Origin of the sequence: Pseudomonas sp. Irchel 3E20, assembly GCF_900187645.1 — a bacterium.
Taxonomy (GTDB): Bacteria; Pseudomonadota; Gammaproteobacteria; order Pseudomonadales; family Pseudomonadaceae; genus Aquipseudomonas.
This window is the reverse complement of the sequence record NZ_FYEE01000002.1, coordinates 219,326-232,072: the sequence shown is the minus strand read 5'-3', so window position 1 is coordinate 232,072 and position 12,747 is coordinate 219,326. Positions and strand designations below refer to the sequence as shown.

The window sequence follows — 12,747 nt, the reverse complement described above, 5'->3', positions numbered from 1 at the left end:
TGAACAGTGGTGCGGATGAGGTTTTCATTTTTCCTCTGTGGGAGCGAGCCTGCTCGCGATGGCGGCTCCCCGATCACTTACCCAAATCGTACTCACGCAACTTGTTGGCAATGGTCGTGTGGGACACCCCCAAACGCTTGCCCAGTTGCCGGCTGCTCGGGTGGTCGGCGTACAAGCGCTCCAGCACGGCTTTCTCGAAGCGGCCGACAATCGCGTCCAAACCGCCCTCCAGGGAAAAATCGCCAAGGGGCTGGCGCACGCCGTAATCCGGCAGGCGGATGTGCTCGGCCTTGACCACCCCGCCCTCGCACAGCGAAACCGCCTGGAACAGCACGTTCTCCAGTTGCCGCACGTTGCCCGGCCAGTCGTAGTGGCGCAACCGCTCCATCGCCGCCGGGGCCAGGGCCGGCAAGGCGCAGCCGATCTGGCGGCTGGCCTGGTCGAGAAAGTGTTCTACCAACGGTTCCAAGCCATCGAGGCACTCGCGCAGCGGCGGGATATGCAGCGACAGCACGTTGAGGCGGTGGTAGAGGTCCTGGCGGAACTCGCCAGCGGCGCACAACTGCGACAGGTCGAGCTGGGTGGCGCAGATCACCCGCACGTCCAGGTAAACCTCCTCATCGCTGCCCACACGGCGAAAGCAGCCGTCCTGCAAGAAACGCAGCAATTTCACCTGCAAACGCGGGCTCATTTCCCCTACGCCATCGAGAAACAACGTGCCGCCCGCCGTCAATTCCAGCAGCCCGAGCTTGCCTTCGGCCCGCGCGCCTTCAAAAGCCCCAGGCCCGTAGCCGAACAACTCGGTCTCGGCCATGGACTCGGGCAACCCGGCGCAATTGAGCGCCATCAGCGGCGATTGCCCGCGAGGGCTGGCCAGGTGGCAGGCGCGGGCCAGCAGTTCCTTGCCGGTGCCGGTCTCGCCCTCGATCAACAGCGGCGCATCCAGGGGCGCCATGCGCCGGGCCTCGCGCACCACCGCGGCCATCACTTTGGAACTCTGGAAAATACTGTCGAAGCCGCGCATCTCCTGCTTGCGCACGTTGTAGATGCGCTCGCCGACGCGGTCGGCGCGGTGCAGGGTGAGCACGGCGCCGGCCATGGCTTCGCTGTCGTCGTGTTCGGACTGCAACGGCGCGATATCGGCCAGGAATACGTCGCCCCGCACCTTGACCCGCAAACCGTTGATCCGCGACTTGTTAGCGCGCACCAGTTCCGGCAAGTCGAAATCCTCGGCGTAGCGCGACAGGGCAATGCCCGGCACCTCATCCACCCGCACCCCCAGCAATTGCGCGGCGGCGCGGTTGGCGGCGACGATGGAGCCGCCCATGTCGATGGACAGCACCGGAAACTCCAGCGCCCCCAACAGCGCATTGAGCTCCATGTGCCGGCGCTCGCTGGGCATCAAGCCCACACGCTTGACCCCAAACACCCCGGCAATCCCCTCGAACTTGGGGCGCAGGGCCTGGAATTGCAGGTTCACCAGGTTCGGGCACAGCAGGTAGATGGCGTTGCCGTGCTCGCCCCCCACTTCGCCGCGGGCGACGTTGATCCCGTATTCCACCAACAGGTTGAGGATGTCGCGCAGGATGCCGATGCGGTTCTGGCAATGAACTTTGATACGCATAAAAAGGCCTGGCAAAGGTGAGAGAAACAACCCGTCTCCTTTGTGGGAGCGAGCCTGCTCGCGATGGCGCAGCGTCAAGTACACCGCTATCGCGAGCAGGCTCCCACAGGAAGGGGGAAGGCGGGTTTGCCAAATTTTTTGGCCACCCGCACATTTAGTCGTAAATATTACGTTACGAACGAGCCACCCTCCAAACCCGCAACGCCCAATAGCCGATGGCCGCCTGGCAAAACGTAACGATTACTTTACGAAAAAACCAGATTTATCCTACACCCAAGACTGACGCCCCACTGCAAGCCGTTCACCACTGCGGTATCTGTAATAGCCATAGCGGCACATAACAAGAACGTATCCCTTGCAGGAGAGCAGCATGAAACAGACGCACTACGTGGCCCGCGAGCCCGATGCGCAGGGTTTTATCCACTACAGCGAGCAAGAACACGCCGTGTGGAACACCCTGATTACCCGCCAACTCAAACTGCTGGAAGGCCGCGCGTGCCAGGAATACCTGGACGGCATCGAAAAACTCGCCCTGCCCCACGACCGCATCCCACAACTGGACGAAATCAACCAAGTGCTGGGCGCCACCACCGGTTGGCAAGTGGCCCGGGTGCCGGCGCTGATTCCCTTCCAGACCTTCTTTGAATTGCTCGCCAACAAGCAGTTTCCCGTGGCGACCTTTATTCGCACGCCCCAAGAGCTGGATTACCTGCAAGAGCCGGACATTTTTCATGAGATCTTTGGCCACTGCCCCCTGCTGACCAACCCGTGGTTTGCCGAATTCACCCACACCTACGGCAAACTCGGCCTACAAGCCAGCAAGGAAGAACGGGTCTACCTGGCGCGCCTGTACTGGATGACCATCGAGTTCGGCCTGCTGGACACGCCAGAGGGCCTGCGCATCTACGGCGGCGGCATCCTCTCCTCGCCCAAGGAGACCCTCTACAGCCTCTCCTCCGAGCCCGAGCACCAGGCCTTCGACCCACTCGAAGCGATGCGTACGCCTTACCGCATCGACATCCTGCAACCCTTGTATTTCGTGCTACCAAACATGAAACGCCTGTTCGACCTGGCCCACGAAGACATCATGGGGATGGTCCAGCAAGGCCGCGCCCTGGGCCTGCACAGCCCGAAATTCCCGCCCAAGGCGGCGTGAACCGCGACTTTCACCTGCGGGTGAGTCTTTTTTAACGGGCCGATTTGCTCTAGCGTGGGCAACCGGCCCCTGCTGCACCCATAACAATCGAATTCAGGAATACACCATGAACACACTCAACCAAGCCCATTGCGAAGCCTGCCGTGCCGATGCGCCCCAAGTCAGCGACGAAGAACTGCCGAGCCTTATCAAGCAGATCCCGGACTGGAACATCGAAGTACGCGATGGCGTGATGCAGCTGGAAAAAGTCTTCCTGTTCAAGAACTTCAAATTTGCCCTGGCCTTCACCAATGCCATGGGCGAAATCTCCGAGGCCGAAGGCCACCACCCTGGCCTGCTCACCGAGTGGGGCAAAGTTACCGTGACCTGGTGGAGCCACTCCATCAAAGGCCTGCACCGCAACGACTTCATCATGGCCGCGCGCACCGATGACGTGGCCAAGGACGCCGAGGGCCGTAAATAATGCACTTCGATGCCATTGGCCGGGTGCCTGGCGACCCGATCCTGGGCCTGATGGAGGCCTACGCGGCCGACAGCAACCCGCGCAAGTTCGACCTGGGCGTGGGCGTGTACAAGGATGCCCTGGGCCTGACGCCCATCCTGCAATCGGTGAAACTCGCCGAGCAGCGCCTGGTAGAACGCCAGACCACCAAAACCTACATCGGCGGCCACGGCGATGCGGCGTTCGGCAAGGTCATCAATGACTTGGTGCTGGGCGCCGACAACGCCTTGATCGGCCAGCAGCGCGCCGGCGCCACCCAGACCCCGGGCGGCACCGGGGCCTTGCGCCTGAGCGCCGACTTCATCGCCCATTGCCTGCCGGGCCGTGGCATTTGGCTGAGCAACCCGACCTGGCCGATCCACGAAACCCTCTACGCGGCGGCCGGCATCAAGGTCAGCCACTACCCCTACGTAGGCAGCGACAACCGCCTCGACGTCGAGGCGATGCTCGCCACCCTGGAGCTGATCCCCAAGGGCGACGTGGTGCTGCTGCACGCCTGCTGCCACAACCCCACCGGTTTCGACCTGAGCCAGGACGACTGGCACCGGGTGCTGGACGTGGTGCGCCGCCGCGAACTGCTGCCGCTGATCGACTTCGCCTACCAGGGCTTCGGCGATGGCCTGGAGCAAGACGCCTGGGCGGTGCGCCTGTTTGCCCGGGAGTTGCCCGAGTTGCTTATCACCAGCTCCTGCTCGAAAAACTTCGGCCTGTACCGCGAGCGCACCGGCGCGCTGATCGTCTGCGCCGGCAGCGCCGACAAGCTGCTGGATATCCGCAGCCAACTGGCGTTTCTGGCCCGTAACCTGTGGTCCACGCCACCTGATCACGGCGCCGCAGTAGTGGCCACCATCCTCGGCGACCCCGAGCTGAAAAGCCTGTGGGCCGACGAAGTAGAAGCCATGCGCCTGCGCATCGCACAATTGCGCAGCGGCTTGGTGGAGGCCTTGGGGCCACACGGCCTGGGCGAACGTTTTGCCCATATCGGCGTGCAACGCGGGATGTTTTCCTACACCGGCCTCAATGCCGAACAGGTCAAACGCCTGCGAGAAGAACACAGCGTGTACATGGTCAGTTCCGGGCGGGCCAACGTCGCCGGCATCGACGCCACACGCCTGGACCTGCTGGCCGCGGCCATTGCTGACGTCTGCGTGAGCTGAATCGTCAGCGGCCGTGGCCGCTGACCCTTTCATCTCCCCCACCAAGATAAAAGTCTGTTTGTCATCTTCGCTGCTGTATCCTGCCCAAGCTTTTTAAAAGCGCGGATCTACCAGCGATTTAAAAACAGACCTTGCGAGGAGCGACGACGATGCACGAAATCCCTAATCTCCCCTTCCCAAGCCTGCACGAGACTGAGCAGACAACCCCGCAACAAGCCGGCGCCCAACAGCCCGAGCGTAAAGAAGCAGCCGACAGCCACAAGGCCGACAGCGAAGAGTGAAACCCAGACCGTGTGGAAAGCGCTGTATTACGCGCTTTCCACACCGCCTGAACCCCGCCGGACCCCGCCCCATGACCGATACCTTCAGCGACACCCAGGCCAGCCAATTGATCGACACCGCCCAACAAATGGTCGAGATCTGGAGCCGCCTCAGCACAGAAAAACAAACCGCCCTGCTCCAGCGCTTCGGCACCCCGGAAAACGCCCTGGCCGCCCTCATCGCCACCCGTCTCCTCGCGCCTTTGTAGGCGTTGTAGACGCCCGAAAAAACACTGCCTCCCTGTAGCAAGCCAGGGCTGCGCGCCGATGGCTAAAAATCCACCTTGCCGCGCCCGGCCTTGATGCTGCCGCGTTTGGTCTTGGATTCCAGCCGACGTTTTTTCGAGCCCAGGGTGGGCTTGGTCGGGCGGCGTTTCTTTTCCACCTTGGTGGCGCTGTGGATCAACTCCACCAACCGTTCCAGGGCATCGGCGCGGTTCTGCTCCTGGGTGCGGTACTGCTGGGCCTTGAGAATCAGTACGCCATCACTGGTGATACGGCTGTCACGCAGCGCCAGCAGGCGCTCCTTGTAGAACTCGGGCAAGGACGACGCCGGGATATCAAAGCGCAGGTGCACGGCGCTGGAGACCTTATTGACGTTCTGCCCACCCGCGCCCTGGGCGCGAATGGCCGTCAACTCGATCTCGGCATCCGGCAGATGCACGTTGTTGGAAATCACCAGCATGGAAGAGGGTCCGGGTGAAGGGTGCACAGGATAGCGCGAGCCGCAGGTAAAACGAATGCGGGAGCGGACCCACCGGCGATGGCGGCCTGCCAGCCAACCTTGAGGTTGACTGGAGGTCCGTTATCGCCAGCAAGCCCGCTCCCACAGGGGGTTTGCCGGGAGGTGTGGGGCCGTTACTTCATGGCCGGCACCGCCGCATCCAGCGCAAGGCGTGCGCTGCGCTTGTTCTTGATCCAATAGCAGACACCCATGAACACCACCCACACCGGGATCGCGTAGACGGAAATCTGGATACCCGGGATCAGCAGCATCACGCCCAGGATGAACACCACGAACGCCAGGCACACGTAGTTGCCGTAGGGGTACCACAGGGCCTTGAACAGCGGCGTCTGCGCGGTGCGGTTCATGTGCTGGCGGAACTTGAAGTGCGAGTAGCTAATCATCGCCCAGTTGATGACCAGGGTGGCCACCACCAAGGACATCAGCAACTCCAAGGCATGCTGCGGGATCAGGTAGTTGAGCAGCACCGCCACGAAGGTCACCGCGGCCGAGGCCAGGATCGAACGCACCGGTACGCCGCGCTTGTCGATCTTGGCCAGGGCACGGGGGGCATCGCCCTGCTCGGCCATGCCCAAGAGCATGCGGCTGTTGCAATAGGTGCCGCTGTTGTACACCGACAAGGCTGCGGTCAAGACCACGAAGTTGAGGATGTGCGCCGCGGTGTTGCTGCCCAGCATCGAGAACACCTGCACGAACGGGCTGCCGCTGTAGGCATCGCCGGAGGCATTGAGGGTCGCCAGCAGGCTATCCCATGGGGTCAGGGACAGCAGCACCACCAGGGCCCCGATGTAGAAAATCAGGATGCGGTAGATGACCTGGTTGATGGCCTTGGGGATCACGGTTTTGGGCTGGTCCGCCTCGGCAGCGGTGAAGCCGAGCATTTCCAGGCCGCCGAAGGAGAACATGATGATCGCCATGGCCATCACCAGGCCACTGACGCCATTGGGAAAGAACCCGCCGTGCTCCCACAGGTTGCTGACCGACGCCTGCGGGCCGCCGCTGCCGCTGACCAGCAGGTAGCTGCCCAGGGCGATCATGCCGACAATGGCCACCACCTTGATGATGGCGAACCAGAACTCCGCCTCGCCGAACACTTTGACGTTGGCCAGGTTGATGGCGTTAATCATCAGGAAGAACACCGCCGCCGAGGCCCAGGTCGGGATCTCCGGCCACCAGTAGTGCACGTACTTGCCGACCGCGGTCAGCTCCGACATGCCCACCAGGATGTAGAGAATCCAGCAGTTCCAGCCCGACAGGAAGCCGGCGAAACCGCCCCAGTACTTATGGGCGAAGTGGCTGAACGAGCCGGCCACCGGCTCCTCGACGATCATTTCGCCCAGTTGGCGCATTATCATGAACGCGATGAAACCGCAGATCGCGTAGCCCAGGATCATCGAAGGGCCGGCCGATTTCAGCACGCCCGCCGAGCCCAGGAACAAGCCTGTACCGATCGCGCCACCGAGGGCGATCAGTTGAATATGACGATTTTTCAGGCCGCGTTTCAGTTCGCCTGAAGGGGCATTTTGTCCACTCATGGAAAGAGTCTCACGCAAGGTTTGATGAGGATCGCTTCACGTCGCCGCTGACAGAGAAGCGGCTCAAACCCCAGCGCAGGCACCAGGAATCCAACGTTTTTCTAACGGTCATACGTCACCTGTTTGTTTTTATCTGTGACGAAATCGAACCCGTCACGCTTGTGGCGCGGCGGAGTTACCAAGGCGGGTAGCCTGAGTTTTGGCGAAAACGCAGAGGGTCACAGCTAAAACGCGGCGCATTGTACACCTGTAACCCCCTGCTGCCAGGCCTCGCTAAATCAGCGCGGCCCTTGCCGGGATTGCCTGTGGGCGCCACGACAGCCTCGGGCACCTGCAAAAACGCAGTCAGGCCCTTGCGAGCCGGGGACGGGAGCCACGCACGAGCGGCCCCACGGGGAGAGAGGAAATGGATACACGGCGTTCATTGCGCCTCCTTCTTGTTATATGCCTGCACACCAGGCTTGGCGCGCATCAGACCGGGGAAGGCCCGGTGAAACAAGCACGCCCGAGCGGCGCGGAACTTTACTGAAGGTCATATCTGGCAGCTTTTGCTTACAGCTGCGCGCAAATGCCGCAGCGACCTGGCAGCGCGGGGAGCTTCGTCAAGCAGCCTTTACGGGGCGTCACGATAACTTTCCATCGCCCACACCCGTGGGAGCGAGCCTGCTCGCGATGGCGCCAGTTCGGCCAATATCACTGCCGGGTATACCAACGCCAACGTCGGATCGCCGCCCGGACCCAGCCCACAGAGGGGAAGTGCCCCACCGGAGAACATATCTGGCTGGCAAAAGCCATTGCGCCAGCCCAAAAAAAACGCCAACCCAAAGGTTGGCGCTCTCTCTTGCCGCTTGCCGCTAAACCCTAGCCGCTGCCCTCAAGGCTTCTTACGCCCAAACCCCGGGCGCTGGCCGGAGCCTGCCGGTGCGCCGCGGCGCTTGCCGGACGGTGCGTCGCGGTCGACCAGGGCAATGCCCGGGCGCTTGGCGCCTGGCTTGGCCGGGCGTTTGGTGTCGGCGGGACGATCGGCCACCGGCGTGCCGCGCCCGGTTGCCGGGGCACCGCGGCCCTTGGCTGGGCGTGGTGCGCGTTCGCCGTCCTGGCGTGGCGCGGGCTTGCGGGCCGGCCGCTCGCCTTCGATCTGCGGCTCGCGGCTTGGGCGTGGCCCAGTCGCCGGCGTTCCGGCCACCGGGCGCAGCGTGCGCACACGCTCGCTCTTGCCCACCGGGCGGGACGACTTACGCTGCATCCGCTCAAGCTTGTCTTTGCTCTTGGCGTTCATCTGCGGCATGGCCACGGGGGTCAGGCCCACTTCGGCGGCGAGGATGTCCACCTCGTACTGGCTCATTTCGCGCCAGCGGCCCATCGGCAGGTCGGAGTTGAGGAACACCGGGCCGAAACGCACGCGCTTGAGGCGGCTGACCACCAGGCCCTGAGATTCCCACAGGCGCCGCACTTCACGGTTGCGGCCTTCCATCACCACGCAGTGGTACCAGTGGTTGAAGCCTTCGCCACCCGGCGCTTGCTTGATGTCGGTGAACTTGGCCGGGCCGTCTTCGAGCACCACGCCCGCCTTCAGGCGTTCGATCATCTCGTCGTCGACTTCACCACGCACACGCACCGCGTACTCACGGTCCATCTCATAGGAGGGGTGCATCAGGCGGTTGGCCAGCTCACCGTCGGTGGTGAACATCAACAGGCCCGTGGTGTTGATGTCGAGGCGACCGATGTTGATCCAGCGGCCTTCTTTAGGGCGCGGCATCTTGTCGAACACCGTCGGGCGGCCTTCCGGGTCGTCGCGGGTGCAGATCTCGCCATCGGGCTTGTTGTACATGATGACGCGGCGCACCGACTCGGCCGCCTCTTCGCGCTTGATGACTTTGCCGTCGATGGTGATGGCGTCGTGCATGTCAACGCGCAGCCCCAGGGTGGCGTCTTTGCCGTTGACCTTGATGCGGCCGTGGCTGATCCAGGCTTCGACGTCGCGGCGCGAACCGACGCCGATACGGGCCAATACCTTCTGCAGTTTTTCGCCTGCGGGGCCGATTTCCTGGTCGTCTTTCTGGTCGTTGATACTCATCTGGGCACCTCCCGGTGTGGTCTGTTCAGGCCTGGCCTGAAGCGTTGGAATCTGGTCGTCTGGCGAAGGGATCGCCAAAGGGTCGCGAATCATACGCCCATGCAGGCCTATGCGCATCACAGACTAGTGGATAAGCGCCGGCTTATTTGCTTTTCCGCCGGCCGGTGGCCTTGAGGGCCAGCAGACGCAGCGCGGCGTCGGCGAGGATCGCGCGTTTGCCGGCCTTGTCGAGTTTCTTCCAGGCCTTGATTTGCCGCTTGCTACGCCCGCAGCCCACGCAGATATCGTCGCTGAACTTGCAAACGCTGATGCACGGGTCTTTGGTTGAGGTCATGGGGGGTCATTCGTCGTCAAACTGGCGTCGTTCGTTTTCGATAGCTTCGGCCAGCGCCAAGGCTTCGGCTTCTTCGTCGCTCAGCTGGGGTTTGGGTTGCTCCAGGGCGGCGACGGCGGCCAGGAGTTGTTCCCGGGCCTGAGCCACGCCCAGCACGTCGTCTTCCTGCGCCTGTGGCGTTTGGGCCGGGGCCGGACGTTCAACTTCAGCCACGTCCACCTCGGCCTGCGCCTCGCCCGCGCCATCGCGCAGCAAGTCGTCGAAATCGGTCTTGATCCCCTCTTCCATCGAGTCCAGTTCCAGCAGCAGGGTGTGGAAACTGGTTTCGTCCTTGGGCTCGTCCGCCTCGGCGCTGGCGTCGGCCAAGGCCTGCAGGGCCTGGGGCACAGGGGCGTCGTCGAAGTCCAGGACCGGGTCGGGCTCCAACTCGCGCAGCTCGGCCAGGGGCGGCAGGTCGTCGAGGTTCTTCAGGTTGAAGTGGTCGAGAAAGCCCTTGGTGGTGGCGAACATCGCCGGTTTACCGGGCACGTCGCGGTAGCCGACGATGCGGATCCACTCGCGCTCCAGCAAGGTCTTGACGATGTGGCTGTTGACCGCCACGCCGCGCACGTCCTCGATTTCGCCCCGGGTGATCGGCTGGCGATAAGCGATCAGCGCCATGGTTTCCAGCATCGCCCGCGAGTAACGCTGCGGCCGCTCTTCCCACAAGCGGCCGACCCAGGGCGAGAATTTCTCGCGGATCTGCAAGCGATAGCCCGAGGCCACCTCTTTAAGCTCGAAGGCACGCCCCTCGCAGGACTTGGCCAGCAGGGTCAGGGCTTTCTTGAATACCGGCGGCTCGGGCCGCTCGCCCTCTTCAAACAGCTCGAACAGGCGTTCCAGGGATTGGGGTTTTCCCGAGGCCAGCAGAAAGGCTTCAAGCAGGGGCGCCAGCTCGCGGGGTTCGTTCAGGTTCATGGATTTGGCTCGTTATTCGGCTCGCGCCCGCACATGGATGGGTGCAAAGGCGTCATTCTGCACCAGCTCGACCAGGGATTCCTTGACCAGTTCAAGCACCGCCATAAAGGTCACCACCACACCCAGGCGCCCTTCCTCGGCGGTGAACAGCTCGACAAAGGGCACGAAACCGCCGCCCTTGAGGCGTTCGAGCACATCGCTCATGCGCTCGCGGGTGGACAGCGCCTCGCGGCTGACCTGGTGGCTTTCAAACATATCGCCACGGCGCAGCACTTCGGCCATGGACATCAGCAGCTCCTCCAGGCTGACGTCCGGCAGCAGCTTACGCGCCCGCGCCTCGGGGGCGTCGAGCTTGGGCACCACCACGTCGCGGCCGACCCGGCTGAGGCCATCGATGCCTTCGGCGGCGGCCTTGAAGCGCTCGTATTCCTGCAAGCGGCGGATCAGTTCGGCGCGGGGGTCGTCTTCCTCGGCCTCCACTTCGGCCGAGCGCGGCAGCAGCATGCGTGACTTGATCTCCGCCAGCATGGCGGCCATTACCAGGTACTCGGCGGCCAGTTCCAGGCGCACCGACTGCATCAGTTCGACATAGCCCATGTACTGGCGGGTGATTTCCGCCACGGGGATGTCGAGGATGTTGATGTTCTGCTTGCGGATCAGGTACAGCAGCAAGTCCAGTGGCCCCTCGAAGGCGTCAAGGAACACCTCCAGGGCGTCGGGCGGGATGTACAGGTCCAGGGGCATTTCCAGGACAGCCTGGCCGTACACCATGGCGAACGGCAGTTCCTGCTGGGCGCCGGCCTGGCTATCGACAGTTTCCGCCGCCGACATCTAGGCCTCGACCAAAAACGGCGCCGGGTCGCCGCAACCGACGCGAATCACCTCGGGCTCGCCGTCGGCCAGGTTGATGACGGTAGAAGCCTTATTGCCGCCGAAACCGCCGTCGATAATCAGGTCGACCTGTTTTTCCAGGAGTTGGCGCATTTCGTAGGGGTCTTCCAGGGGCTCGGTCTCGCCGGGCAGGATCAGGGTCACGCTCATCAGAGGCTCACCCAGTTCCGCCAGCAGCGCCAGGGCAATGGGGTGGCTGGGCACGCGCAGGCCGATGGTGCGTTTTTTCGGGTGCAGCAACAGGCGCGGCACTTCCCGGGTGGCGTTGAGAATGAAGGTGTAGGGCCCTGGCGTGTGAGCCTTGAGCAGGCGAAAGGTGCCGGTATCGATCTTGGCGAACAAGCCCAATTGCGACAGATCGCAGCAGATCAGCGCAAAGTTGTGCTTATCGTCCAATTGGCGCAAGCGCCGCACCCGCTCCACGGCGTTCTTGTCGCCGATCTGGCAGCCAATGGCGTAGGAGGAATCGGTTGGATAGATGACCACACCGCCCTTGCGGATGATCTCCACCGCCTGTTTTATCAGGCGCGCTTGCGGGTTTTCCGGATGAATCTGGAAAAATTGACTCACATTGTCTACCTGTTCAGACGGCGATAACGGCTGGCTCATGTTTGAAACGGGACCAAAGCAGTGGCAGATCGTCTGGCAGCGGACGGTACTCCCCAATCTCCGACCAGCCCCCAGGGCCATGGAAATCACTGCCGGCGCTGACCAGCAGGCCAAACTCGCGGGCCAGGATGGCCAGGCTGCCCACTTGTTCGGCAGGCTGATGGCCATTGACCACTTCGATCGCGTGGCCGCCCGCTTGAATATAGTCGCCAATCAACTTGCGGCGCTTGCTACGGGTGAAATCGTAATGCCAGGGGTGGGCCAGGCTGACCCAGGCACCGGCGGCACGCAGGGTCGCGACGGTATCTTCCAGGGTCGGCCAGTGCTGCTTGACGTCCCCCAGCTTACCGGCGCCGAGCCACTTGCGGAATGCTTCGGCGCGATCCTTGACGAAACCTTCACGCACCATCCAGTCGGCGAAATGCGGGCGGGCCGGGGCATTGCCGCTGTCGCCCAGTTCCTGCTGGATCGCGCGGGCGCCGTCGAGCGCACCGGGCATGCCCTTAAGCGCGAGCTTGCGGCTGATCTCTTCGGAACGCAGCCAGCGGCCGTCGTGCAACTGGGCAATGGCGTCCACCAGCGGCGGCGCATCGACGTCAAAGCCGTAGCCCAAAATGTGGATGGTGGCACCGCCCCAGGTGCACGACAGCTCAACGCCGTTGACCAGTTGCATGCCCAACGCCTGGGCCGCCACACGGGCCTCGTGCAGGCCTTCGAGGGTGTCGTGGTCGGTCAGGGCCAGCACTCGCACGCCTTTTTCAAAGGCACGCGCCACCAGAACTTCAGGCGCCAATGCGCCATCGGAGGCCGTGCTATGGCAGTGCAAATCAACATTCACGG

The 12,747-nt window shown here is 63.0% G+C and carries 14 protein-coding genes; 5 read left to right on the top strand and 9 right to left on the bottom strand.

From position 1 onward, the window contains the following. Positions 1-73: 73 nt before the first annotated feature. On the bottom strand, positions 74-1,624 hold the full coding sequence (locus CKW13_RS04470; RefSeq protein WP_095107394.1) for a sigma-54-dependent transcriptional regulator: 1,551 nt from the start codon (positions 1,622-1,624) through the stop codon (positions 74-76). Positions 1,625-1,994: 370 nt separating this feature from the next. Between CKW13_RS04470 and phhA the strand changes: the two genes are divergently transcribed. The 5 genes from phhA to CKW13_RS24390 all read left to right on the top strand — a co-directional run bounded on the left by phhA (position 1,995) and on the right by CKW13_RS24390 (position 4,968). Then, positions 1,995-2,780 carry a phenylalanine 4-monooxygenase gene (gene phhA / locus CKW13_RS04465; protein WP_095107393.1) on the top strand — a complete coding sequence of 262 codons (786 nt, stop codon included), beginning with the start codon at positions 1,995-1,997 and terminating at the stop codon, positions 2,778-2,780. 106 nt (positions 2,781-2,886) lie between these two features. Further along, positions 2,887-3,243, top strand: a complete 357-nt coding sequence (locus CKW13_RS04460) for a 4a-hydroxytetrahydrobiopterin dehydratase (protein WP_095107392.1) — start codon at positions 2,887-2,889, stop codon at positions 3,241-3,243. Further along, positions 3,243-4,439: an amino acid aminotransferase gene (locus CKW13_RS04455; protein WP_095107391.1), complete on the top strand. Its 1,197-nt coding sequence runs from the start codon at positions 3,243-3,245 to the stop codon at positions 4,437-4,439. The genes CKW13_RS04460 and CKW13_RS04455 overlap by 1 nt, the downstream gene beginning before the upstream one ends. 149 nt (positions 4,440-4,588) lie before the next feature. Continuing rightward, complete coding sequence (locus CKW13_RS24710; RefSeq protein WP_256576508.1) at positions 4,589-4,720, top strand: hypothetical protein; 132 nt, start codon at positions 4,589-4,591, stop codon at positions 4,718-4,720. Between the two features lie 71 nt (positions 4,721-4,791). Beyond that, on the top strand, positions 4,792-4,968 hold the full coding sequence (locus CKW13_RS24390) for a hypothetical protein (protein WP_095107390.1): 177 nt from the start codon (positions 4,792-4,794) through the stop codon (positions 4,966-4,968). A gap of 62 nt (positions 4,969-5,030) precedes the next feature. Here CKW13_RS24390 and arfB read toward each other — a convergent pair whose 3' ends face one another. From arfB to CKW13_RS04410, 8 genes are all read right to left on the bottom strand, one after another. After that, positions 5,031-5,444, bottom strand: coding sequence for an alternative ribosome rescue aminoacyl-tRNA hydrolase ArfB (gene arfB, locus CKW13_RS04445; RefSeq protein WP_095107389.1), 414 nt, complete (start codon positions 5,442-5,444; stop codon positions 5,031-5,033). Between the two features lie 173 nt (positions 5,445-5,617). Then, on the bottom strand, positions 5,618-7,039 hold the full coding sequence (locus CKW13_RS04440; RefSeq protein ID WP_095107388.1) for an amino acid permease: 1,422 nt from the start codon (positions 7,037-7,039) through the stop codon (positions 5,618-5,620). 874 nt (positions 7,040-7,913) lie between these two features. Next, the gene (rluB, locus tag CKW13_RS04435; RefSeq protein ID WP_095107387.1) at positions 7,914-9,116 is read right to left on the bottom strand and encodes a 23S rRNA pseudouridine(2605) synthase RluB; all 1,203 of its coding nucleotides are present in this window, start codon (positions 9,114-9,116) and stop codon (positions 7,914-7,916) included. A gap of 142 nt (positions 9,117-9,258) precedes the next feature. After that, positions 9,259-9,450: a DUF1289 domain-containing protein gene (locus tag CKW13_RS04430; RefSeq protein WP_095107386.1), complete on the bottom strand. Its 192-nt coding sequence runs from the start codon at positions 9,448-9,450 to the stop codon at positions 9,259-9,261. A 6-nt stretch (positions 9,451-9,456) separates the two neighbouring features. Beyond that, on the bottom strand, positions 9,457-10,407 hold the full coding sequence (gene scpB / locus CKW13_RS04425; protein ID WP_095107385.1) for an SMC-Scp complex subunit ScpB: 951 nt from the start codon (positions 10,405-10,407) through the stop codon (positions 9,457-9,459). Positions 10,408-10,419: 12 nt separating this feature from the next. Further along, positions 10,420-11,118 carry a ScpA family protein gene (locus tag CKW13_RS04420; protein ID WP_176465061.1) on the bottom strand — a complete coding sequence of 233 codons (699 nt, stop codon included), beginning with the start codon at positions 11,116-11,118 and terminating at the stop codon, positions 10,420-10,422. A 120-nt stretch (positions 11,119-11,238) separates the two neighbouring features. Continuing rightward, positions 11,239-11,868, bottom strand: a complete 630-nt coding sequence (locus tag CKW13_RS04415; RefSeq protein WP_095107383.1) for an L-threonylcarbamoyladenylate synthase — start codon at positions 11,866-11,868, stop codon at positions 11,239-11,241. Between the two features lie 13 nt (positions 11,869-11,881). Further along, positions 11,882-12,745, bottom strand: a complete 864-nt coding sequence (locus tag CKW13_RS04410; protein WP_095107382.1) for a PHP domain-containing protein — start codon at positions 12,743-12,745, stop codon at positions 11,882-11,884. Positions 12,746-12,747: the final 2 nt, after the last annotated feature.

Bases quoted from the DNA above. Each gene is read 5' to 3' on its own strand.
- CKW13_RS04470 (WP_095107394.1), bottom strand. From the start codon at position 1,624: ATGCGTATCAAAGTTCATTGCCAGAACCGCATCGGCATCCTGCGCGAC.
- phhA (WP_095107393.1), top strand. From the start codon at position 1,995: ATGAAACAGACGCACTACGTGGCCCGCGAGCCCGATGCGCAGGGTTTT.
- CKW13_RS04460 (WP_095107392.1), top strand. From the start codon at position 2,887: ATGAACACACTCAACCAAGCCCATTGCGAAGCCTGCCGTGCCGATGCG.
- CKW13_RS04455 (WP_095107391.1), top strand. From the start codon at position 3,243: ATGCACTTCGATGCCATTGGCCGGGTGCCTGGCGACCCGATCCTGGGC.
- CKW13_RS24710 (WP_256576508.1), top strand. From the start codon at position 4,589: ATGCACGAAATCCCTAATCTCCCCTTCCCAAGCCTGCACGAGACTGAG.
- CKW13_RS24390 (WP_095107390.1), top strand. From the start codon at position 4,792: ATGACCGATACCTTCAGCGACACCCAGGCCAGCCAATTGATCGACACC.
- arfB (WP_095107389.1), bottom strand. From the start codon at position 5,444: ATGCTGGTGATTTCCAACAACGTGCATCTGCCGGATGCCGAGATCGAG.
- CKW13_RS04440 (WP_095107388.1), bottom strand. From the start codon at position 7,039: ATGAGTGGACAAAATGCCCCTTCAGGCGAACTGAAACGCGGCCTGAAA.
- rluB (WP_095107387.1), bottom strand. From the start codon at position 9,116: ATGAGTATCAACGACCAGAAAGACGACCAGGAAATCGGCCCCGCAGGC.
- CKW13_RS04430 (WP_095107386.1), bottom strand. From the start codon at position 9,450: ATGACCTCAACCAAAGACCCGTGCATCAGCGTTTGCAAGTTCAGCGAC.
- scpB (WP_095107385.1), bottom strand. From the start codon at position 10,407: ATGAACCTGAACGAACCCCGCGAGCTGGCGCCCCTGCTTGAAGCCTTT.